We start from the raw sequence: 21,709 nt of genomic DNA on the forward strand, positions 1-21,709 counted from the left end.
AATATTACCTTTCTGATTATGTCCACCTCATTTCTTAGTCCTGAGGTTCTATTATAATAGATTTAATAGTATTTGGGACATAGTCACTTGTGATATATTAAGACATTATCATATATGGATCATATTCCCCTAGAAGCTACGGGAGAGGATGTTGACCTATCGCCAAGAAAAGAGTATACTAGAGGCAGTGTGCAAAACGATAAACTGTAATGGAGGAATTCGATTGATTAATGTAACCAATGTAAGTTTAAGATTTTCCGATAAAAAACTATTCGAAGAGGTGAATATGAAATTCACCCCGGGGAACTGCTACGGGGTGATCGGGGCCAACGGCGCGGGAAAATCCACGTTTTTAAAGATTTTGTCGGGAGAGGTGGAACCCAATACCGGCGAGGTTTCCATGACCCCCGGGGAGCGAATGGCGGTACTAAAGCAGGATCATTATCAGTATGATGAAGACGGGGTCCTGGATATTGTGATGATGGGTCATGAAAGACTGTATCAGATCATGAAGGAAAAGGATGCGATTTACACCAAAGGAGATTTTACCGAGGAAGACGGTGTACGGGCGGCGGAACTGGAAGCGGAATTTGCGGAATTGGACGGCTGGGACGCCGAGGTCAGTGCGGAAAAACTGTTGATGGGTCTTGGAATTACCAAGGATCAGCACGGGGAGCAACTGAAAAACCTGGACGGTTCCGATAAAGTAAAGGTGCTACTGGCCCAGGCCCTGTTTGGAAATCCGGATATTTTACTACTGGATGAGCCTACCAACCACTTGGATTTTAAAGCCATAACCTGGTTGGAAAACTTTTTAATGGACTATGAAAAAACCGTCATCGTGGTATCCCATGATCGACACTTTTTAAATACCGTATGTACCCATATGGTGGATATTGATTTTAATAAAGCAAAAATGTTTGTAGGGAACTATGATTTCTGGTATGAATCCAGTCAATTAGCCCTTCGAATGATGAAGGACCAGAATAAGAAAAAGGAAGAGAAGGTAAAGGAGCTGCAAAACTTTATTGCAAGGTTCAGCTCCAATGCTTCCAAGGCCAAGCAGGCCACCTCTCGAAAGAAAATGCTGGAAAAGCTCACCATTGAAGATATTCAGCCTTCCACCCGGCGCTATCCCTTCGTGGGATTTACCCCGGACCGGGAAGCGGGAAAGGAAATTCTCAATGTGGATGGAATCTCCAAAACCATCAACGGGGAAAAAATATTGAACAATATTTCCTTTACCCTTCGAAAGGGAGATAAGGTGATTTTGCTGGGGGAAAGCGCCGTGGCGAAAACCACATTACTGGAAATTCTGATGGGGAATATGGAGGCAGACACCGGAACCTATCAATGGGGAACCACTACGTCCCAGTCCTACCTGCCCAGCGATAACAGTGCGTACTTTGAAGGTCTTGGCCTGACCCTGGTGGACTGGTTGCGACAGTACTCCGAGGAAAAGGATGAAACCTATATCCGGGGCTTCCTGGGGAAAATGCTTTTTTCCGGAGAGGAAGCCATGAAAAAAACCGATGTGTTGTCGGGAGGGGAGCGGGTGCGGTGCATGCTCTCCCGAATGATGCTTTCCGGGGCGAACATTTTATTGCTGGACGAACCGACAAATCACTTGGATTTGGAGTCCATTCAAGCGGTAAACAACGGATTGATGGCTTTTAAAGGCACTTTACTGTTTACTTCCCATGACTATAAATTCATTGAAACCGTGGCCAATCGCATCATCGAAATCACGCCGAACGGCATTGTGGACCGAATGATGAGTTTTGATGAATACATCAATGATGATAAGTTGCAAAAAGAAGTCAGTAAGCTTTACAAAGCCAGCTAAGAAGGGATAAAAGAGGGGATCCGCCCTCCGGGTAAAGGAAAAGTTAAAAGGCTGAAAGGTTAAAAGCCGAAGATGGCAAGAAAAAGGAAAGATCCTCAACCGAGGATCTTTCCTTTTTATGGTGTTAATCCGGTTCTAAACCGCTTGCCGTTCCTCTTTTCCTTCAAAGGAATTCAACTGGGAGATAATATGATACAGGGACTTTAGAGCTTCCGAGGGCAGGGCGTCCACGCCGTTTTTATCCGTCTGTCGGGACTCTACGAACTGGATCCGCTTAAAGAAATTGGTCATAAAGGCTTTTCGGTAGTCATCATCCTTCAGGTCCGCTTCAAAGCCTTCAATTTCCATGATTTCAAACTCTTCAAAGGGTTCCCATTTCTTAAATTTTGCCCGGTTTTCCACAATGGATTCGATGATCCCTAAGGTGATTTTCGGGGTTACTTTTTTATCCATAAACTCCCCGGTATTGATAATGTAACAATCCACCCCATCGGCGATCAGGGTTTTGAACAGCCCGTAATCGATGCTTAGGGGATAGGTTCGAAAGGGATTTGCATAGGGCTCGGCCACCAGTTGATTGGGATCCACGCCCTTGGCCAGTCGCTCCGCGGAAGTTCTGAAGGTGGCCAATGTAGCTCCCATGGAGGACCCCAGGTCAGCGCCGTTTACCTTTAATACCGGGGGCAAGGTGGGATCCTTCATGATCCAAAACAGAGCATCCACCGGCTCCTCCAAACGGTCCACCCGGTTTTTCGTCCATAGCTTCGATTTAATTGCCCGGCCGTTGCCGTTTCTGATATCCTCGGTGACGGGGTAGACCTTGCCGTCGTCGTACATAATGGCGCCATTGTTCTGGGTGGTTAAAATGTACTTGTTGTCCTCGCAGTCCATGGGATAATCCGCCGTCTTGTCAAAATAGGTAGGCTCTAAGGCCACGGAGGTTTTGTTTTCAATATCCACAATAAAGGCATCGTCATGGAGCACGGTTACATCGTACTTGTTATCATGTTTGGCATGGGTGATGGTGGATTTTCCCGATCCCGAAAGGCCGAAGGCGGCGATGGTAAACTTTTTATCCTCCAGGTTATAGCGTTTCAGCCCTCCGTGACAGGCGGCGTAACCGTTTCTTGCGGCGGTACCCCAGGCCAAAGTCAAGGTGCCCTTTTTATACTCTCCGAAATATTTCATTCCCAAAAGCACCGCACAGTTATGCTCGGGGTCGAAAAAGGTCAGCCCGTAGGGATGGTCGGGATGGGACCAATCAGGATCCGCAAAGATAATGATATCTCCTTCCGGGATTTCTGTGGAGGCTTTGTACATTTCCGCGTACTTTTCGTTAATATATTGAAAGTTTAATAACCAGCTATAGAGGATATTTTCGTGGTTTTCAGGAAGGATTAAATGAGCCTTAATCATAAACTCCGGGTCCAGGCCCACAAGGGCTTCTCCGTGGTACATTTTTTGATAACGGGTTTTATAAATGGCCTCCCGAATCAGTCCCGAATACTCGGTCACATCCACGTTGGGCTCGCCCACGATTTTTCGTGCCGCGGCGCAGCGGCCGAAGGCGGTACCATCATTGAATAAAAGGGCATTGGTTCCTTCCTGCAGTCCTAATTTTTCCGGCTCATACACGGGGATTCCGGTCAGTTCGATGGTTCCCGGGCTGTTTTTAGCCAAATGGTGGGCCTGGGATACGGTTTTCACCAGTTCCACATTGTTTCCGTATAAGGCGGTTTGAATGGTTACCCGAATTTGGGATTTTACCTGATCAAAGCTTTGCTTTCCGTCATATTTACATTTAGTGCTCATTGAATAACATCCTCCTTGTTTTCCTAGATGGGATTATTAAAAACAATTTTTTTAGCAATAACAGCTTATATTATAGAATAAGTATAACGTATATGCAAGGCTTTTTCTGAAAAAGTGTAACACATTGGAGAAGGTTTTTCCGGAAGCTTGGAAATGAAGGATTGTTGTTGAAATTAACGATGTTCTGAGATAAACTGATAAAGGAAAGAACAATTTGAAATCTTTTGAAAAACGGGGAAGAGGACTAAAGAAAAGGGAGGTTTCAACTGAACTCAACAATAAGGTAACAATAATGAAGCAATGCGCTATACTAAAAAGCTGGGAGGAAGGATAGCATGAAGGAAATGATGGAAAAAATCACGGAATTACAGCCGGTTGTCTGGGAAAATCCTAATAAAAAGCCGGCAGAAAAAGCCCTGGAAGGGTTTAACCTGAAAATGGAAGACATCCTGGAGGCGGAGGAACGCCTTCAGCGCTTTGCCCCGCTGATATACAAGTATTTTCCTGAAACCGAAGACGGAATTATTGAATCCCCCTTTCAGGAACTCCCGGGGATGAAAGAATGGGTGGAGAAGAGTCATGCTAAAAAAATCAAAGGGAAGCTTTATGGAAAATGCGATAATCAGCTAAAGATTGCGGGGTCCATTAAGGCCCGGGGAGGAATTTACGAAGTACTGAAATTTGCAGAAACCATCGCCTTGGAAAACCAGTGGATTACCTTGGAGGATAACTACGAAGTACTGGGAGAGGAGCAGTATCGAAGCCGATTTTCCCGCTATAAGATTGCGGTCGGTTCCACGGGGAATCTGGGCCTGAGTATCGGGATTATTTCCGCCACGTTGGGATTTGAAGTGACGGTGCATATGTCCAGAGACGCAAAACCGTGGAAAAAAGATCTCTTAAGAGAAAAAGGGGCCAAGGTGGTGGAATACACCCAGGACTACGGAAAAGCAGTGGAAGAAGGGCGAAAAGCCTGTTTGGGTGATGAAAAAGCGCACTTTATCGATGATGAGAACTCCAAGGACTTATTCTTGGGCTACAGCGTGGCCGCCCTTCGACTGAAAGGGGATTTAGCAAAGGAAAATATCATGGTGGATGAAAAACACCCTCTACGGGTGTATCTTCCCTGCGGAGTGGGAGGCGCCCCGGGAGGCATTGCCTTCGGCCTGAAAACCATTTTTAAGGACGGGGTCCAGTGCTACTACGTGGAACCCACCCATGCCCCCTGTATGCTTTTAGGACTGATCACCGGGGAAAAAGAAAAGCTTCATATCAACGAGTACGGCATCGATAATATTACGGAAGCCGACGGCCTGGCGGTGGGAAGACCCTCGAAGATGGTATCGGAACTTTCGGACACCTTAATTGATGGAGGGTATACCCTGGAGGATGAAAACCTGTTACGTTTGATGCAAGGGCTATACACCACCGAGAAAATCAAAACTGAACCCTCCGCCGCTGCGGGGCTCTTAGGTCCCGTGCTCTGGGAGGATACTAAGGAGACCACCCATATAGCCTGGCTGACCGGTGGGGACTTGATTCCCGAAGAGGCCTTTCGGAAGCTCCTTAATACAAAGGGAAACTAGGGTAAAACCATCTAACCAGGTTTCACCAGGGTTAAATTAGTATTAGGCTGTTATAAACCGAAGGTTTCGGGGTATAAAACAGAAGGATTATAAAAAACAAGGAGGAAAGATATGCAGACACTATTATACAGCTTTATAGCCGGGGTCTCGACGGTACTGGGGGTATTTGTACTGGTGCTTTTCGGGAACCCTTCACAAAAGATCCTGGCAACCCTGCTGGGTTTTGCCGGGGGAATTATGCTCGGGATCTCCGTATTTGAATTAATGCCCGAGGCCTTGGAAATGGGAACGCTGACCATAACCATTATCGGTTTTCTCCTGGGGGTGTTGATGATGTTCGGTTTGGATAAATTTGTACCCCACTCCCACTTGTCTAATCCTGATGATTTGGAAGTGGAAAACCCCGAGCGCTTAAAGCGGGTGGATAACCCCTTACTTCGAACAGGATACTTGGTCCTCTTCGGCATTGCCCTTCACAACCTTCCGGAAGGTCTGGCCATTGGTGCGGGGCTGGAATCCAGTCCGGAACTGGGACTTGCCATTGCCGTAGCCATCGCCCTCCATAATATTCCCGAGGGGTTGGCCATTGCAGGCCCGTTAAAATCCGGAGGGGTAACCACGGGAAAGCTCTTACTGTTTACTCTGCTAGCAGGACTGATGACGCCTCTCGGGGCAGGGATCGGACTGTTGATATTTAATATCTCCCCGGTTTTGGTGGGGGGATCCTTAGCTTTTGCGGCGGGAGCCATGGTCTATATCGTCAATGACGAGCTGATTCCCCAGGGGCATAAAATGCACAGTCATTTATCCAATGCGGGAATTATTGCCGGGCTATTGATTGCCTTTGGGTTATTGTAACTCCATAAAAAAACCGACTGGACATGTGTCCTAGTCGGTTTTTAGCTGCGCCCGTTCATTAAAAAAACTTTTGTAGCCCAGCTGTACAAAGAGAATGACCGTCAGGGAAACACTTCCTACGATCCCCAGCATAATCGCAATTTGATAGGCGATGGCGGTGACCGGGGATACCCCGGACAAAATTTGCCCTGTCATCATACCGGGAAGAAACACAATCCCCATTCCCACCATGGAATTGATGGTGGGGAGTATGGCGGCGTCAAAGGCGCTGTCCACCACTTCCTTCGCCGCCTCCTTGGGGGTAGCCCCAAGCATTAAGGCGGATTCCACCAGGGTTTTTTGGTCCTTCATCCCCTCAGCCAGGCGATTTACCCCGAGGGAGATCCCCGTCATGGAGTTTCCAATCAGCATACCGGCGATGGGAATAAAATACTGAGGGTCATACCAGGGAGAAATTTGGATCACCACGAATAAAAAGAACAAAAGGCTGGTCAGGGTTCCCAGGACCATGGAAAGGGCCACGATTTTTTTCAGTTCCCTGCTTAAGGGGGATTTCGCCCGTTGAATAATGTTGTAGATGGCAAAGCTCTCCATTACCAAAAGAACCAACAGGGTTAAAAGGGGATACATACTCTCAAAGAGATAGACCAGTACGTATCCTACCAAAATCAGTTGCAGGGTCATGCGAATACTGGAAATCAGCACCTCTTTTTCCCGGGCAATCCCCTTCACCCGGAGGATGACCACCAGGAGAACAATAAATATGTAGGCCAGCAGGACCTGAAAAACACTTAAATCAATAATTCCATTCATGGACTTCGCCTCCTCTCACCTGTAAAATCCGGTCGGCGAAATTTTTTGCCAGGGATTTGGAATGGGTGACCATGACCAGGGTTTTATGGTGGGCCTTGGCATAGTCCACAAAGGTTTGGATGATCAGGGACTCGGTCTCGTCGTCTAAGGCCGAGGAAGGTTCATCCAACAGTAAAACCTTCGGTTCCATCAGCAGAATCCGCCCTAAGGCTAAGCGCTGTTTTTCTCCGCCGGATAGATTCTGGGCGTTTACATCTAAAGCCTTTAGAAGGTTCACTTTTTTTAGAGTTTTTTCCAATTCTTTTTCGGAAGGGAGCCCTTTCTCAGAAAACCGAAGGCCAGCTTCCAGATTATCCCGGATCGTCCCTTGGAAAATCACCGGGGTCTGGGGGAGCATAACCACTTCTCGCCGGAGCTCTACGGGGTCTATGTCCATAAGGTTCCGGTTCTGAAAGGTGATCCTTCCTCCGTCGGGGGAGATCAAGTGGTTGAGCATTCGAAGCAGGGTGGTTTTCCCGCTGCCGCTTTCTCCTACAATACAGGTGATTTCTTTTTCATGGATGGTAAGGCTCGGGACCGAGAGGATATTTTTATAGGTTGCCTGTTCAAATGAAAACATAATCAAGCCTCCTTTGAAAAATCGTCTTGCCAGTTACTAAAAAATCGGTTACAATAGATAGTAATAAAAAGGGGACATTAACTCAGTTGGGAGAGTGTTAGCTCGACAAGCTAAAAGTCACAGGTTCAAGTCCTGTATGTCCCACCAATCAAAGTATATAAGATCCTATCCTTGAAGTAAAGGGATAGGATCTTTTTATATGCTTTTTTTTGCATTTACCGGGCGGTTAGGGAACAGAGATAACACCGCTTGCTTCGGTGCTGAAAGGGCCCCTGTTATTCCAGGCCCTAAAGGCTTCCAAGGAAGTACTGCACCACTAAACTTACTACCACCACAAGGGTGGAGATGCTGATCCCGTGAATTAAGGGCTTGATGCCGGATCGGGAAAGTTCCTTGAAATTGGTCCTTAGGCCGATGGCTCCCAGGGCCATGATCATGAAAAAACGGCCCAGAGTACTTAGGGAGCCGCTTAGCGAAGCCGGAATCCATCCCGTGGAGTTCAGGCCCACCATGGCTAAAAAACCTAAAATAAACCAGGGGAAGATTTCCAGGATATGAGGGGAAGTCTTCCCGGTGCTGTGTTTTTTCGCAATCATGGAAAAAATCAGGACTACGGGAATGATGGCCAGGGTTCGGGTCAGCTTTACGATAACGGCGAAGTCCCCGGCGGCCTCCGAGTAGGAATATCCCGCGGCCACCACGGAAGAGGTGTCATTGATAGCGGTTCCCGTCCATAGACCGAAGCCTAAATCACTTAAATTCATGGCCTCTCCCATTAAGGGAAAGAGCACCACCATAAACACATCAAAGATAAAAGTGGCGGAGATGGCATAGGCTATGAACTGGTCCTTTGCCCCGATTACCGGAGCCACGGCGGCAATGGCGGAGCCGCCGCAAATCCCGGTGCCCGAGGAGATCAGTCCCGAAAGCTTCCAGTCCAGCCCCAACAGTTTGCCTAAGAGATAGCCCCCGAAAAAAGCGGCAAACAACGTAAAGACCATCACAATCAAGGAGAAACTCCCCACTTTTAGAACCTGATGAAAGCTTAAGGAGATTCCCATAAGGATAATGGCAAAGCGCAGCACCTTTTTTCCCGTAAAGGTAATGCCCGGATACAAACCTTCCCTTTGGGAAACCCAGGGGTTCAGAATCATCCCCATAAACAGGGCAATCACCCCGGCACCGATGACGTGGACGGGAAAAAGATTCGACAAAAATCGTGAAATATAGGCAATTCCCAGGGTTAACAGCAGCCCGGGGATTATTTTCTTCAGTATATACATTTTCTCACCTCGACCCATTAGTAATATTAAGCCCCGGGGAATCGATGCCGCCGGGGATAATCCTTAATAGTTTATCATAATTCAGGGAAAAGCAAAAGAATGGGTGGAAACATATTTATAAAACTAACTCTTAGTACTTAGTCTTAATTTATGATATAATAAAATATACTTTGTGAGAAGTACTAATTTATCTAAAGAAAGGTAGGAGAAAAAATGGAATTACCAAACTTAAAAATCGGAGAACTTGTAGCAAAATATCCAATCATACAGGGAGCCATGGGGGTTGGCGTATCTCTTTCTAAACTGGCGGGTACGGTGGCCAATGAAGGAGGGATCGGTGTGATCTCCGGAGTTCAAATCGGTTTTGAGGAACCGGGCTTTGAAGAGAACAATGACGCCGCTAATGTCCAGGGGCTGAGAAAGCATATTCAAAGGGCCCGGGAAATCAGCCCCGAGGGAATTTTAGGGGTGAATTTACTGGTAGCCATTCAAAATTATAAAGATATGGTAACCGCCGCGGTGGAAGAAAAGGTGGATATTATCATCTCCGGCGCGGGACTGCCGACGGAGTTGCCAAAGCTTGTGGAAGGAAGCGACACGAAAATTGCCCCCATCGTCTCCTCGGGAAAAGCCGCACGGCTTATTGCAAAGATGTGGGACCGAAAGCATCAGGTGATCCCCGATGCCGTGGTTGTGGAAGGTCCCGAAGCCGGAGGTCATTTAGGGTTTTCCAAGGAGGACCTGACAAAGCCCACGCTGCCGAATATCTATGAGTTAGTTGAAGAGGTTATTGAAGCCCTAAAACCTTTTGAAAAAAAGTATAACAAAAGCATTCCCGTAATCGCCGCAGGAGGGATTTTTGACGGGAAGGATATGGCAAAGGCTTTTAAAAAAGGGGCGGCGGGAGTACAAATCGGCACCCGCTTTGTGGCCACGGAGGAGTGCGATGCCCATCCAAACTTTAAGGAAGCCTACATTCATTCAAAAGAGGGGGAAATTGAGCTGGTAACCAGTCCTGTGGGAATGCCGGGAAGAGCTGTGGTCAATCAGTTGACGGAGCGAATTAAAACCGATAATATTCCCGTGGAGAAGTGTTATAACTGTTTAATTCCATGCAACCCGAAGACCACTCCTTATTGCATTTCCAATGCATTGATCAGATCCGTTAAGGGAGATGTGGAGCAAGGATTGGTATTTGCCGGAAGCAACGCCTACCGAATAACAAAGATGACTACGGTTAAGGAACTGATGCAGGAATTAATTGAAGAGACCAAAGAGGCTATGGGTTATCATTCCGAGTCTCAAGAGGCGCCTTCCTTATAACACAGCAAAATGATGCAGCAAAATAAACATTCTCATACAACAGCAGTCAAAAGCATATACTAAAGGAATATCATAGGTAAAAAGTTGAAAAATCCGCTTTTTATCTATGTTTTTTTACGGTTCAAAGATACTTTTTTCAAGAGAAAAGGATCATTCATTGCCGATGAAATGTTAGAAAAAAACAAAGGTTTTGTGATATGATATTAATAAGAAGAGAAGGAGGGATTTTATGGAGCGTAAATTTCAAGAAAGTTTAGAATTTGCAAAAACCATGGACCTACGGGACCCCTTAAAGGATTTTCGTGCACGGTTTCATGTAAAGGAAGATGAAATCTATATGGACGGCAACTCCTTAGGCCTCAGCTCAAAGGAGGCACAACAGTCCATAGAACGGGTAGCAGGAGATTGGAAAAAGGAAGGCATTAAAATGTGGGGAATGGAAGAGGGCCGGTATTTTCACTATCCCAAACTGGTGGGAGAAAAACTGCGGGGGATGATCGGGGCGGAGCCCAATGAAATCATTCTAAACGGAAGTATTACCACGAATTTGCATCAAGCCCTGGCCACCTTTTATAAACCGAATAAGGAACGGTATAAAATTTTAGTGGATGGGTTGAATTTTCCCACGGACATCTATGCGGTGAAAAGTTTGATCGAACTAAAAGGATATACCGTGGAAGAGGCCTTAGTAACGGTGAAAAGCAGAGACGGCCGGGAAATTTTGGAGGAGGACATCATCGCGGCAATGACCGAGGAGGTTGCCTTGATTTTGCTACCCTCGGTGTTGTACCGTAGCGCACAGCTGATCAACATGGAGCAAATCACCGAAGAAGCCCATAAAAGAGGGATTATTATCGGCTGGGACTTAGCCCATTCCATCGGCGCCATTCCCCATAATTTTAAAAAAATCGATCCCGACTTTGCCGTTTGGTGCACCTATAAATACTTGAACGGCGGACCGGGCTCCGTAGGGGGACTTTATATCAACCGGAAGCACTTTGGAAAAGAGGCGGGGCTGAAAGGATGGTTCGGCAACCGGGATGATTTGCAGTTTCTCTTAGAGCACCGCTTTGAGCAGGCGGGGGATGCCGGGGGTTGGCTCCAGGGCAGTCCTCATATGCTCTCCATTGCTCCCCTGGAAGGTTCCCTGGATATTTTTGAAGAAGCGGGCATACAAAGAATCCGGGAGAAATCCCTGATCATTACTGAGTATTTAATGTTTTTAGCAGAACAGCGACTGGAAAAGTACGGTTATCGGATCGGCAATCCCCGGGAAAACCATCGCCGAGGGGGGCATGTATCATTAGAACATGAGGAGGCCTACCGAATCAGCCTTGCCCTACGGGACCACGGGGTGGTGCCGGATTACCGGGAGCCCAATGTGATTCGACTGGCTCCCGCGGCTCTTTATAATACCTATGAAGAGGTGTTTCGATTGGTGGAAATCCTGGAAAAAATAACAAAAGAAAAGAGCTTTGAGCACTACTCCGCAGAAAGAGGCACCGTGTTATAAGGGTGCAAAAGCCAATGAGGATTCGAAAAAAGACTTCTAGGGAAGTCTTTTTTCTGTTTTTTCAATAGAAGTTCGTGATTAGCAAAAAAAAATGGGTATAGACTATAAAAGAATGGCGATGGGAGGGAAGGTTTTGAAAAATCAAGAGTACCTATGGTATTTAAGCTACGGATCCAACCTGAATGAAAATCGATTCAACTGTTATCTTAGGGGCGGACAACCGCAGGGGTCCATGGAATCCGAAGAGGGATGCAGGGATGCTGCGCCGCCGGTAAAAGCCCGGGGAAAAACCATCCCCCATGAAATGGTGTTTGCCGGGACCTCCACCCGTTGGAATAATAAGGGGGTGGCGGCCATTGATCCCAACCGGGATCTTACCGCCCTTACCTACGGCAGAATGTATCTAATTACCAAGGATCAGTTTTTCGATTTGGTCAAGCAGGAAAACTACATTCCCTTGGAGGAAAAAGTGCACTGGACCCTGCCCAAGGAGGGAGAAAGCAAAGTGATGTTTCCCGACAATTGGTATGGAAAACTCCTTCATCTCGGCGAGGAAGAGGGTTATCCGATTTATAGCTTTACCATTCTAGAGGATTTTCAGAAGATCAACATCAATCCTCCGGATCCCGGTTATATCAAAATCATTCAACAAGGCCTAAAAGAAAGCCATATGTTTTCCCTATGGGAAGTGGAAAAATATTTAATACAGCTTCGGGGGATCAAAGGGTTTTATGCCAGGGAAGAATTGCGGCAAATCCTGAAAAATCCATAAGTCTTGATTTATGGATACTTGCAATGAAAAAATTTCCAGGGAACCCTGAATATTTTCCCCATGAAAAGTGTACAGGAGATTTTTGATAAAAAATGGGTATTAATAGAAAAAGGAGGGACCCAATGTTGAACCGGCTTATTATGTTTCTAATCACCTTTGTGGTGTTTATGGCCATTGATTTGATTTGGCTGGGACTCATCGCAAAGAATCTTTATAAAAAATATTTAGGGCATTTGATGAAAAAGGATGTAAACTGGGCGGCGGCTATTATTTTTTACGTTATCTTTATTGCAGGACTGATTTTCTTTGTTATTGACCCCGCCCTGGAAAAAGAAAGTCTGAGTTATGCACTATTTGCGGGGGGAGCCCTGGGACTCTTATGTTATGCCACGTATGATTTAACCAATTTGGCGACCTTAAAGGAGTGGCCGGTTGCCCTTACCGTGATTGACCTGATTTGGGGAACGGTGCTTTCCGGAGCTACCGCGGGGATTTCTTTTGGCATTATCCATTATTTATTATAACAAGGTTTACAGTAGGAGGTTTAGCAAGAACAAAATAATTCAAAGAAAAGGTGATGACAATGAAGCAAAACTACCTAAACGGCAAGGACTTTTTTAACATCTTTCGCCATGGGGCTATGGAAGTGATCAATAACAAGGACCATCTAAATAAAATCAATGTATTCCCGGTGGCCGACGGGGACACGGGGAATAATCTGGCCATGACCCTAAATTCTGTAATCGACTACACCCAGGTGGTGGACTCCTTCTATGAAACCAGTAAATCCATGGCGGAGGCGTCGATCTACGGTGCGCGGGGAAACTCCGGGGTGATTTTTGCCCAGTACATTTCCGGGATCGCCTCCGGCAGTGAGGGAAAGGACCGGATTTCCTTAAAGGATTTCATCGAGGTGACTCGAAAAGCCTCGGAGGGGATTTATGAATCCCTGGTACATCCCGTGGAGGGAACCATGCTTACGGTGATGAAGCAGTGGTCCCTGTACCTATCCGAGCATAAGGACAAGTATCAGAATGTGGAGGAAATGTTTTTAAACTCCATCGATGAAGCAAAAAGCCTTCTGGCGAAAACCCCGGAACAGTTAGAGGTTTTAAGAAAACACAATGTGGTGGATTCCGGAGCCAAGGGATTTGTGTATTATCTGGAAGGGATTATTAAGTTTATCCGGGGTGAAACCATTGAAGTGTCCGGGGATTTTCAAGGGGCGGGGGTCCTCGCTCAAGGCTACGACCGAAATCATGAAAACACCGAATTCCGCTACTGCACGGAAACCCTGATCAAGGGCAGGGTGGATAAGGATGAATTAAAAGAAGCCCTAGGGGCCTATGGGGATTCCATTATTGTTGCCGGCAGCGCCACCTTAAAGCATGTGCATCTTCATACCAACAAAGTAGAGGCGGTGTTTAAACTGTTATCGAAGTACGGGGTCATTGATCGACCGAAGATCGAGGATATGCGCGTACAGGAAAAATTAAAGGACAAAACTTCGAAGATCGCCGTACTAACGGACTCTATCGGGGACTTTCCCAAATCCTATTTGGATCAGTACGACGTGCATTTGCTACCCGTAAATATTTTTGTGGGAGAGAACCAGTACCTGGATAAAATGACGGTGGACCCCGAAGATTTTTATGAGACGATTAAACACTCGGAGGTTTACCCCAACAGCGGGCAGCCCAATGACATTCAGGTAAAGCATAAAATCGATTTTCTCAAGGAACACTACGAGAGTATTATCTGCATTATGGTTTCCAGCAAACTCAGCGGAACCTATGAAAGCGTGGAAAAATACGGAAAGAAACTAAAAGAAGAGGGCTATCCCATTGAAGTGATCGACTCGAAGCTGAACTCCGGGGGCCAGGGGCTGCTGGTAACCCGAGTGGCGGAGATGGTGGCGGCAGGCGCCTCCAAAGAAGAGGTCCTCGAGGCCATTGATACGATCATTCCGGAAACGGAGATTTACGTAGCCCTGAACACTTTTGCCAATTCCTTAAAAAGCGGAAGAGTACCCAAGGTGGTTGGAAAAATCGGGGTGTTCTTCAAACTCCGTCCCATCATTTCCCTGGACAAGGAGGGGAAGGGAACCGCTTTTTCCATCGCTTTGTCGAAAAAAATGCTGATGAATAAGATTAAAAATATGCTTGAGAAGAAAAATAAGGAAAAGCCCATTACCGAATATGCGGTGGTGTACTCCAAGGATGAACAAGGGGCCGAGGCCTTTGCCAAGGAACTTCAAAAAATCATCGGAAAGCCACCGAAGTATATTACCGAGGTCTCCTCGGTCACGGCCCTTCATGTGGGTGAAGGCGCCGTAGCTGTAGGCTTTATTCGAGAGGGGGCGTAGGAATGCATTCCATTATTATAGAATCCATCCTTGTATTGTTTGTTTATTTCTTTCTGTTTTTTGTGGTAGGAACGGCTATTAAAAACAACTCCATCGTAGATATGGGATGGGGGATCGGCTTTGTAATTCTGGCCTGGTTTACCACCCTGCGCTCGGGAAACTTCGGAGGGGCCAATTTATTAATAACGATCCTGATCAGTATTTGGGGAATCCGTCTGTTTTATCATATTCTGAAGCGGAACCTGGGTAAAGGGGAGGACTTTCGCTATGCCAACTGGCGGAAGGAATGGGGAAAATGGGTGATCCCCAGGGCCTTTTTCCAGGTGTATATGCTCCAAGGGGTATTTATGTTTATCGTGGCCCTGCCGGTGATTTTGATCAACACCCAGGGAAGCCCGGGAGACATCACCCTGTTTTCCATGATCGGACTGGTAATTTGGTTGATCGGATTTTTCTTTGAAAGTGTGGGGGACTATCAATTGAAAAAGTTTAAAGAAAACCCGGAAAACAAAGGAAAAATCATGGATTCCGGTCTTTGGAAATACACCCGGCATCCCAATTATTTCGGAGAGGCCACCATGTGGTGGGGCCTTGGGGTTATTTCCATTTCCGCAGGGGGGTCCATCGCGGTTTTCATTAGTCCCATTGTGATCACTTATTTACTGCTGTTCGTTTCCGGGGTACCGATGCTGGAAAAAAGCTTTGATAAACGACCGGGGTATCAGGAGTATAAAGAAGTTACACCAAAGTTTTTTCCCTGGTTTCCAAAGAAAAAATAAGCAAAGGGAAGGGACTGCAGGGATGAATGAATCCATGATAAAGGAAGCTACATTGAAAAACTGGGTGCTTTTTTATACGGCCTCCCTCTTAGTGTTCATCAATTTTTGGGCCGCCGTAACCACCACCCCTCTTTATATTTTGGAATTAGGGGGAAGGGACTTTCACTCCGGGCTTCAGGGCACCCTGTTTTTCTTAGGAGCGGTGGTCTTTCGAATTTACCTCGGGCCGTTATCGGACCGTAGGGGGCGAAAAATCCCCTTATTAATCGGTGCCTTTGTTTTCGGCAGTACCCCCCTTCTTTTATATTTTGCCCAGTCGGTGTGGGCTGTGATCTTTATCAGAATTTATCAGTCCATCGGCCTAGCCGCATATTTTGCCAGTGGACCGGCCTTTGTGGGAGACGTCGCGCCCTTTCCCAGGATGGGAACCTACATGGGTCTGTATCGTTTGATGAGTGCATCGGGACTGTTGATCGGTCCCTTTGTTGCGGTATACATGATCAATCATTTCAATTACAGCACCTGGTTTCTGGGGAGTTTCGCCATGGGCATTATGGGTTTTCTATTTTTGCTGTTGGTCCAGGGACCCCCTCCGAAAGCCTCAAAAAAGGTGGGTTTTTTTAGGGAAACCAAAGAGGTGCTGAAGGATAGTACACTGCGGGAAATTTATTTGGGCATTGCCATATTTTCCTTCGCCTCGGGGATTATTTTCACCTTTGCCCCGGTATACCTGGATCAGATCGGAACCCTGGAAAATCCCGGGATCTTTTTTACCATCTACTCCTTTGCGGGGATTATCGCCAGTGTTGTGGTGGGCAAACTGCTGGATCACAAATCCCCCTTATTGATTATTCTCTTTTTAGGTTTCAGTTATGGTACGGGTCTGATCCTTTTAACCGCCGTGGGTTTTTTATCACAGTTTATGATCCTGGCGGGGATTCTCATGGGGACCGGTTATGCCGGCGCCATCCTGGGACTTTCCACAAGGCTGATTAAGACGGTTTCCGAAGAGTCCCGAGCCATTGCAATATCCATCCAGGAAAACACCATCGATGTTTTCATCGCTTCGGGATCCTTCGTCTTTTCCGGAATGCTTCCCCTATGGGGTTATGAGGTAAGCTTTGGGTTCATCGGAACCTTGATTATTGCCGCCATGGTTTTACGATTGATCAAGGAGCGAAAACGGCTGGATTGAGACGGGTTTTTTGGACGCAAATAAAAAACCCCGGGAAACTCTCCTAGGATCAAAGGAGTTTCCGGGGCTCTTTTTTTTGCTCTTTTTATTGTTTTTTTTTATAACTGTTCCGGAGCATCTACGGGACAAACATTGGCGCAGGCGCCACAGTCAATACATGCCTCTTCATCGATTACATAAATTTCGTCCCCTTCAGTGATGCAGTCCACGGGACATTCCGGTACACAAGCGCCACAGTTGATACAGGTATCATTAATTCGATAAGCCATAAAATTCCCCTCCTAGGTTTTCAATATTTGATTCTCCTTTATTATACCAATACCCTAAGGCCCTTCTCAAGAAAATGGAACCAAAACCCCGGGGAAAAGCTCATTATATAATGAGAATCATTATATATGAGAACCAATATTCGGAATTGACAAAAAATAGATGGTGGTATAAAATATTTTCATATGAGTTTTAACTACAGAGTTAAAGGAGGGGCTGGGTTGGAAATGATTGGAGTCGAAAATCTGAAAAAAACCTTTGCATTAAAAAGCAAAGTATTAGGCATACAAACGGGAGAGGTCCACGCGGTAAACGGAATTAATTTCGGGATCCGCCGGGGAAAAACCCTAGGGCTGGTAGGGGAGTCCGGCAGCGGGAAATCCACCACCGGCAGGCTGATTTTACGTTTGTTGGAGCCCACGGAGGGAAAAGTTACTTTGGAAGGCCGGGATATCAGCAAAATCAGCAATCGGGAGTTTCGTAAAATGCGAAAAAACATTCAAATGGTTTTTCAAAATCCCTATTCCGTACTGGATTACAAAATGACCATAGAGGATATACTGATACAACCCCTGCATATTCATAAAATTGTCACCCCCCTGGAATATAAAAAAGAGGTGGAACGGCTCTTGGAGATCGTCGGTCTCTCGAAAAAGGACCGGAAAAAGTTTCCCCATGAATTTTCCGGGGGACAAAGACAGCGCATCGGTATTGCCCGGGCCCTGGCGACAAAACCGAAGTTTATCGTTTGCGATGAACCGGTATCCGCCCTGGATGTCTCGGTACAGTCCCAAATCATCAATTTGCTAAAGGATCTTCAAAGGGAGTATGATCTGACCTACTTATTTATTGCCCACGGACTAAACGTCATTAAGCATGTCAGCGATGAGGTTGCGGTGATGTACCTTGGTAAAATTGTGGAAATCGGTGAGGTGGAAGAAATTTTCCAGCGTCCCAAGCACCCCTATACCATGGCCTTAATGTCCGCCTCCCCGGTGCCGGATCCCGAAGCAACCCGCAACCGGATCCAACTGAAAAATGAAATCCCCAGTGCCTTGAATATCCCTCAGGGATGCTCCTTTCATCCCCGATGTCCCAAGGCCATGGAAATTTGCAAAAAAACAGAGCCGCCATTGGAGGAATATAAAACCCATGAGGTAGCCTGCCATTTATACCGCGGAGAGGAGGCGTACCATGGTTAGTCTCTTAAGAAGAATCAATTTCCCCTTACTGGTGGGAGGGGTCCTGGTGCTGGTCATGCTTTTTGCCTACTTTTTCCCCCAGGCACTCACGGATAAAAACCCTAATGTGGAGGAGTCCGCAAAGTATATCGAAATTCGACAGGATGGGGAATGGGTGGAAGAGTTCGCCACAAGACCCTTTCCTCCTAATCGGGAGAATATTATGGGCAGCGACGAAGCGGGAAGGGATATTTACACCCGTATTATCTACGGTACCCGAAACACCCTTCGAGTGGCTTTATTAGTGGTGCTGCTCCGAATTCTGGTGGCCATGCCCTTAGGGATTATGGCCGGAATGGGAGTGAAGCCGGTATCGGTTTTTATCAATATGTTTAATACCTTTTTTACCACCATTCCCAAGCTGTTGATTGCCTTTGTGATTTTAAATATCAATTATTTCAGAAATTTGGAGATGGATCGGGCCATTGTGGCCTTTGCCGTGGTGTTAACTGTTATCGGATGGTCCAAGCTTGCGTCGATGATCGAAGACCAAACCGCCTTAATCATGGAAGAGGACTTTATAGAAGGGGAAGTGGCCGTGGGGAAAAATCCGTTGCAAATCGGTGTGCAAAACCTGCTGCCCCATTTAATTCCCCATGTGGTAAGCTTTCTATTTATCGAAATCGGCATGGTCCTCTTCCTGCTGGCCCAGTTAAGCGTGCTGACGGTTTTTGTAGGCCCCCGGCGGATGCCTTTGGCAGAGGCCTTTCAAGGCAACTTCGAAATGGCCTTTGAACCGGAATGGGGAAGCATGCTGGCCAGGGCCCCGGAGGTCATCCGGCTATATCCCGACCGTATGTGGCTCACACTGTTTCCCGCCCTGGCATTTTTTCTGGGTGTCACCGCATTCAATTTAACAGGGGAAGGGCTTCGTATTGAATTTCAAAAACGCAATTCCCAGATCGTCAGCTTCATCCGTAAAGGATTTTTTATGGCCTCACCGAAGATTTACTGGATGCAGCTGCGGAATTTAAAGCAGTACTGGCGTCCGGTGGCCGGGAAAAGCCTGACGGTGATCCTGATCCTGGGATACTTCTCTTATCCCGCCGAAGCCAGTCAGCACCCCTTCAATGTGCACCGAGCGAAAGCCCATGTAGAAGAGTTAACCGACGAAAAATACCAGGGACGATTGGTGGGATTTGAAGGCGGCCACAAAAGCGGCGACTATATTATTGAAACCTTGAAATCCTATGATTTGGAACCCTGGGAAGGAAGCTACACCCAGGAGTTCAGTCCCCTGGATGAAGCCGGGGGATTCTACGAACGACTGCTTGTGGAGGAGGCCTATATCGAGGTGGACCACGGGGAGGGACCCGAACGGTTTTATATAAACGAAGACTTTATTCTCCCCGCCCTGGGGAAAAATGTTATTGAACCCAGCGAGGAAAGTCTCAATGAGGAGGGCTGGATCGAGTATCAAGGAAAAACCATTACCTATCATCAGGATCATACTTCCGTAACGATTACCGATGAACAGGAATACATTCCTTTAATCGATGTGGGGGGGTATGGAGATATCTATAGCCAGCTCTATGTCAGCGGACAAAGCGGCATGTTTGCCCGTAGCGTTTCCCATGATTTCCCTACGGAAAACGACCCCCGGGGCATTTCTTATAATCTCGGGATCCTGGATACGGATCTTTATGACCGGGAACTCATGGATACTTACAGCCTTAACCGAACCTTGATTATCCCCTTCGAAGCGCTAAGAGGGGCCTTGGATGGTGCCGATGTGGAGGTGGGTTTTTTTATGAAGCCTCCCAAACTGCCAAGTCACCCGGGAAGAAATATCACCGCCCTGCTCCCGGGGAAAAATTGGGAGGAGGAAGGCCCCAGAGAGATGATCGTTATCGGAGCCCCCTACGACGGGGCCTATACCGGGGGAAGGAAAGGGTTTTCCCCGGCGATTACCGCCACACCGGCGGCTACCAATCTGGAAATTGCCAGGGTACTTTCGGGTATGGAAGAGCCCTTAGAAAAAACCGTGATGTTTATTTTCTGGGATGGGGAATACAGCCTGTATCCCCGAAGAACCCGGGGCAGCTTTCATTACACGGCTTCCCAGCGAACCTTTCAACAAGCGGATTTTCCCTACAATTATATCGATGTGGGTTATACCGGCAATGAGGATTTGGAGCAATTGGAGATTAATATTATGCATGGGCAAAAAAGAAGTGACCGAAGTTATTTAATGCGAACCAGCCTCAGTGAACGGCTCCAGGACCTGGGAGTGGACTACCGGATGTTTGATGCTTCCCAGCGGTGGGCCCGGGGCTCAACCTCCCATGCCCTTTATGGAATGAATATGAACTCTCAGTTCAGCCTAGGCTTTGGAAGCAATTACTTTTCCTATATCAATCATAGGGATGCGGATATGGATACGGTGAACTTTGAGTATATGGAAAACATGGGACAAATTATTGTGGACAGTATAACCATGAATCCCCATTTGAAAGAACCCCAAAAGTAAAAGGAGGTCCTTATGAATCGAGAAATAACCATTAACCTAATGAAAAAAGCAAGCTATCATGTTTTAGTTCTCGTCATTGTGCTAACCCTAGTGATCGTAGCCACAGGATTTCCTATGAATTTCGATGTGGAATACCATCATGGGGAGTTTCATTGGAATATGTCTTTTGAGGAAATACAGCAGAGTATTAATGAGAACTTCCGTAGCTTTTTCAGCGGAGAAGTGCTTACGATGGAAATTATGAGCACCACTCCCTTAGCCATGCTCAGGGGAGCCTTCTCCTTAAGTTTTGTGGTGTTGTTTTTCGGAACCCTGTTGGCCCTGTTGATGGGAATCCCGAAAGGAATCCTGGACAGTCGTAAAAAGAGAACCGCCGGAACGTTTAAGCTGCTGCAGTCCTACATTCCCCTATCCATTCCCGATGTACTAACCATCAGCGTCATACAACTGGGAGCAATATACCTGTACTATAATGAAATTGCTTTTTTAGGGATCGGGCCCATTCATTTTCTAGGGGATGAACAGTGGTATCAAAGTATTTTCCCCATACTTTCCATTAGCGTTTTGCCCGCGGCCTATATTTCCCGGGTTACGGCCAATACGATTGAGAATTTACAGGAAAAGGCCTATATCGTTACCGCCCGGGGAAAGGGTTGTTCCTATTTTCAGATTTTAAAAAAGCATATGATGAAAAACATCAGTTTTGAAATTTTATCGGTATTTCCTACGATTATGGGGATGATGTTTGCCAGTCTGATCATCGTAGAGCGACTGTTTTATTATCAGGGCATGGGCTATCATTTGATATACATCTATACCACCAATCAGCTGAGTATCGAGCAGGCCCAAGGGGTTTTTTCCCTTTTTACCATCACCCTGGCACTGTTTTACTATTTGATTTTTCTGCTTCTGAAAGCCATGAAAGCGAAAATAATGCCAAAGCTGAAAGAAAAATAGGAGGTTTTTT

At 46.6% G+C, this 21,709-nt stretch carries 18 protein-coding genes and 1 tRNA gene; 14 read left to right on the plus strand and 5 right to left on the minus strand.

Annotated features, from left to right (window positions below; translation table 11 throughout):
* Positions 1-223: 223 nt before the first annotated feature.
* The gene (locus tag ISALK_RS13350) at positions 224-1,846 is read left to right on the plus strand and encodes an ABC-F family ATP-binding cassette domain-containing protein (RefSeq protein WP_160723152.1); all 1,623 of its coding nucleotides are present in this window, start codon (positions 224-226) and stop codon (positions 1,844-1,846) included.
* A gap of 135 nt (positions 1,847-1,981) precedes the next feature.
* Here the strand turns inward: ISALK_RS13350 and ISALK_RS13355 are convergent, their stop codons facing one another.
* Complete coding sequence (locus ISALK_RS13355; protein ID WP_160723154.1) at positions 1,982-3,658, minus strand: phosphoenolpyruvate carboxykinase (ATP); 1,677 nt, start codon at positions 3,656-3,658, stop codon at positions 1,982-1,984.
* Between the two features lie 335 nt (positions 3,659-3,993).
* Between ISALK_RS13355 and dsdA the strand changes: the two genes are divergently transcribed.
* Together dsdA and ISALK_RS13365 are read left to right on the plus strand one after the other, a co-directional pair.
* Positions 3,994-5,244, plus strand: coding sequence for a D-serine ammonia-lyase (gene dsdA, locus ISALK_RS13360; protein WP_160723156.1), 1,251 nt, complete (start codon positions 3,994-3,996; stop codon positions 5,242-5,244).
* 111 nt (positions 5,245-5,355) lie between these two features.
* Positions 5,356-6,102 (plus strand): ZIP family metal transporter, encoded by a 747-nt coding sequence (locus ISALK_RS13365; RefSeq protein ID WP_160723158.1) that lies wholly within the window; start codon positions 5,356-5,358, stop codon positions 6,100-6,102.
* Positions 6,103-6,132: 30 nt separating this feature from the next.
* Here the strand turns inward: ISALK_RS13365 and ISALK_RS13370 are convergent, their stop codons facing one another.
* Both ISALK_RS13370 and ISALK_RS13375 read right to left on the minus strand, forming a co-directional pair.
* A complete protein-coding gene (locus tag ISALK_RS13370; protein ID WP_160723160.1) occupies positions 6,133-6,915 on the minus strand; it encodes an ABC transporter permease in 783 nt (260 codons plus the stop codon).
* Entirely contained in the window at positions 6,899-7,534 is a 636-nt protein-coding gene (locus ISALK_RS13375; RefSeq protein ID WP_160723162.1) for an ABC transporter ATP-binding protein, read from the minus strand. The genes ISALK_RS13370 and ISALK_RS13375 overlap by 17 nt, the downstream gene beginning before the upstream one ends.
* A 71-nt stretch (positions 7,535-7,605) precedes the next feature.
* On the opposite strand from ISALK_RS13375, the gene ISALK_RS13380 reads away from it, so the two are divergent.
* A tRNA-Val gene (locus tag ISALK_RS13380) sits at positions 7,606-7,681 on the plus strand.
* Positions 7,682-7,821: 140 nt separating this feature from the next.
* On the opposite strand, the gene ISALK_RS13385 is transcribed toward ISALK_RS13380, so the two are convergent.
* Positions 7,822-8,817 carry a YeiH family protein gene (locus ISALK_RS13385; protein ID WP_201756921.1) on the minus strand — a complete coding sequence of 332 codons (996 nt, stop codon included), beginning with the start codon at positions 8,815-8,817 and terminating at the stop codon, positions 7,822-7,824.
* Positions 8,818-9,030: 213 nt separating this feature from the next.
* Between ISALK_RS13385 and ISALK_RS13390 the strand changes: the two genes are divergently transcribed.
* From ISALK_RS13390 to ISALK_RS13420, 7 genes are all read left to right on the plus strand, one after another.
* Positions 9,031-10,140: an NAD(P)H-dependent flavin oxidoreductase gene (locus tag ISALK_RS13390; protein ID WP_160723164.1), complete on the plus strand. Its 1,110-nt coding sequence runs from the start codon at positions 9,031-9,033 to the stop codon at positions 10,138-10,140.
* Between the two features lie 229 nt (positions 10,141-10,369).
* Positions 10,370-11,653 (plus strand): kynureninase, encoded by a 1,284-nt coding sequence (gene kynU, locus ISALK_RS13395; RefSeq protein WP_160723166.1) that lies wholly within the window; start codon positions 10,370-10,372, stop codon positions 11,651-11,653.
* Between the two features lie 133 nt (positions 11,654-11,786).
* Positions 11,787-12,425, plus strand: a complete 639-nt coding sequence (locus ISALK_RS13400) for a hypothetical protein (RefSeq protein ID WP_160723168.1) — start codon at positions 11,787-11,789, stop codon at positions 12,423-12,425.
* Between the two features lie 122 nt (positions 12,426-12,547).
* Positions 12,548-12,949 (plus strand): DUF2177 family protein, encoded by a 402-nt coding sequence (locus ISALK_RS13405; RefSeq protein ID WP_160723170.1) that lies wholly within the window; start codon positions 12,548-12,550, stop codon positions 12,947-12,949.
* 59 nt (positions 12,950-13,008) lie between these two features.
* Entirely contained in the window at positions 13,009-14,790 is a 1,782-nt protein-coding gene (locus ISALK_RS13410) for a DAK2 domain-containing protein (protein ID WP_160723172.1), read from the plus strand.
* Between the two features lie 2 nt (positions 14,791-14,792).
* Positions 14,793-15,569, plus strand: a complete 777-nt coding sequence (locus tag ISALK_RS13415; protein WP_160723174.1) for a DUF1295 domain-containing protein — start codon at positions 14,793-14,795, stop codon at positions 15,567-15,569.
* 22 nt (positions 15,570-15,591) lie between these two features.
* Complete coding sequence (locus ISALK_RS13420) at positions 15,592-16,764, plus strand: MFS transporter (protein ID WP_160723176.1); 1,173 nt, start codon at positions 15,592-15,594, stop codon at positions 16,762-16,764.
* Positions 16,765-16,862: 98 nt separating this feature from the next.
* On the opposite strand, the gene fdxA is transcribed toward ISALK_RS13420, so the two are convergent.
* On the minus strand, positions 16,863-17,033 hold the full coding sequence (gene fdxA / locus ISALK_RS13425; RefSeq protein WP_160723178.1) for a 4Fe-4S ferredoxin: 171 nt from the start codon (positions 17,031-17,033) through the stop codon (positions 16,863-16,865).
* Between the two features lie 225 nt (positions 17,034-17,258).
* Between fdxA and ISALK_RS13430 the strand changes: the two genes are divergently transcribed.
* Genes ISALK_RS13430 through ISALK_RS13440 form a run of 3 tightly spaced genes read left to right on the plus strand, consistent with a single transcriptional unit; the run spans position 17,259 to position 21,699 of the window.
* On the plus strand, positions 17,259-18,233 hold the full coding sequence (locus ISALK_RS13430; protein ID WP_236660382.1) for an ABC transporter ATP-binding protein: 975 nt from the start codon (positions 17,259-17,261) through the stop codon (positions 18,231-18,233).
* A complete protein-coding gene (locus ISALK_RS13435; protein WP_160723182.1) occupies positions 18,226-20,742 on the plus strand; it encodes an ABC transporter permease subunit in 2,517 nt (838 codons plus the stop codon). Before ISALK_RS13430 ends, ISALK_RS13435 begins: the two co-directional genes overlap by 8 nt.
* A gap of 12 nt (positions 20,743-20,754) precedes the next feature.
* The gene (locus ISALK_RS13440; protein ID WP_160723184.1) at positions 20,755-21,699 is read left to right on the plus strand and encodes an ABC transporter permease subunit; all 945 of its coding nucleotides are present in this window, start codon (positions 20,755-20,757) and stop codon (positions 21,697-21,699) included.
* Positions 21,700-21,709 lie beyond the last annotated feature (10 nt).

The organism is Isachenkonia alkalipeptolytica (assembly GCF_009910325.1).
Classification (GTDB): Bacteria; Bacillota; Clostridia; order Peptostreptococcales; family T1SED10-28; genus Isachenkonia; species Isachenkonia alkalipeptolytica.

Coding starts and splice junctions, on each gene's coding strand:
- ISALK_RS13430 (WP_236660382.1), top strand. CDS start 17,259: ATGATTGGAGTCGAAAATCTGAAAAAAACCTTTGCATTAAAAAGCAAA.
- ISALK_RS13365 (WP_160723158.1), top strand. CDS start 5,356: ATGCAGACACTATTATACAGCTTTATAGCCGGGGTCTCGACGGTACTG.
- ISALK_RS13370 (WP_160723160.1), bottom strand. CDS start 6,915: ATGAATGGAATTATTGATTTAAGTGTTTTTCAGGTCCTGCTGGCCTAC.
- ISALK_RS13375 (WP_160723162.1), bottom strand. CDS start 7,534: ATGTTTTCATTTGAACAGGCAACCTATAAAAATATCCTCTCGGTCCCG.
- ISALK_RS13355 (WP_160723154.1), bottom strand. CDS start 3,658: ATGAGCACTAAATGTAAATATGACGGAAAGCAAAGCTTTGATCAGGTA.
- ISALK_RS13405 (WP_160723170.1), top strand. CDS start 12,548: ATGTTGAACCGGCTTATTATGTTTCTAATCACCTTTGTGGTGTTTATG.
- ISALK_RS13385 (WP_201756921.1), bottom strand. CDS start 8,817: ATGTATATACTGAAGAAAATAATCCCCGGGCTGCTGTTAACCCTGGGA.
- fdxA (WP_160723178.1), bottom strand. CDS start 17,033: ATGGCTTATCGAATTAATGATACCTGTATCAACTGTGGCGCTTGTGTA.
- kynU (WP_160723166.1), top strand. CDS start 10,370: ATGGAGCGTAAATTTCAAGAAAGTTTAGAATTTGCAAAAACCATGGAC.
- dsdA (WP_160723156.1), top strand. CDS start 3,994: ATGAAGGAAATGATGGAAAAAATCACGGAATTACAGCCGGTTGTCTGG.
- ISALK_RS13410 (WP_160723172.1), top strand. CDS start 13,009: ATGAAGCAAAACTACCTAAACGGCAAGGACTTTTTTAACATCTTTCGC.
- ISALK_RS13440 (WP_160723184.1), top strand. CDS start 20,755: ATGAATCGAGAAATAACCATTAACCTAATGAAAAAAGCAAGCTATCAT.
- ISALK_RS13390 (WP_160723164.1), top strand. CDS start 9,031: ATGGAATTACCAAACTTAAAAATCGGAGAACTTGTAGCAAAATATCCA.
- ISALK_RS13415 (WP_160723174.1), top strand. CDS start 14,793: ATGCATTCCATTATTATAGAATCCATCCTTGTATTGTTTGTTTATTTC.
- ISALK_RS13435 (WP_160723182.1), top strand. CDS start 18,226: ATGGTTAGTCTCTTAAGAAGAATCAATTTCCCCTTACTGGTGGGAGGG.
- ISALK_RS13420 (WP_160723176.1), top strand. CDS start 15,592: ATGAATGAATCCATGATAAAGGAAGCTACATTGAAAAACTGGGTGCTT.